Source organism: Actinomadura sp. RB99 (assembly GCF_014706005.1).
GTDB lineage: Bacteria > Actinomycetota > Actinomycetes > Streptosporangiales > Streptosporangiaceae > Spirillospora.
On the sequence record NZ_JABMCA010000210.1, the window covers coordinates 1 to 585 of the forward strand.

The following is a 585-nucleotide window of genomic DNA, read 5'->3' on the forward strand; positions in this document are numbered from 1 at the left end:
CCAGTGCCGCCAACGTGTGAACCAGTTTGCTGACGACCTGGGAGACAACCCCTGCCATCCGGCAGACCAGGGCGATCATTTGTGCGTCCTGGCCGAACGAGGTCTGGAAGGCTCGCGCCGATTCTCCGTACCACCTGTCCCCCGAGTCCCCCGCCTCGACGAAGGGTCTTTGCATATTCAGTATCAGCTGTACAAGTGCCCGGAGTTCACCAAGCTCGTGAACGCCTGCTGGGAGGAGGCGCGTAAAGCACAGGACGAGGCCGCGGCCGAAATTGCGGTCGCACAGGTCTCGCTACACGAGGCCATAAACTACTTCCGCGGCAAGACCACTCTTTCGAAGACGATGAATCCCAACGGGCTGCTGGTCGGACCGAAGATGGACGGCTACGGGTCCCGCATGGACGCGCTGATGAAGCAGGCCGAGGAGCAGCAGCAGAAGCTCAAGGAGTCGGGTGCCAATCTGAAGAGCACTTTGGGCGACCTCAAGAAGCTCGGTGGAGACGCGCAACAGGTCGGGCAACTTGTGGAAAACATTCCGGCGTTGAATCGCTACGGCACCGCCATTTCGCAGGTTGGGTCCGTGAT

1 protein-coding gene is annotated in these 585 nt (G+C 60.5%); it reads left to right on the forward strand.

Annotated elements, in window-relative coordinates; translation table 11 throughout:
- Positions 1-16: 16 nt before the first annotated feature.
- On the forward strand, positions 17-585 hold a 569-nt coding region (locus amrb99_RS49610; protein ID WP_190869053.1), incomplete at its 3' end, for a hypothetical protein.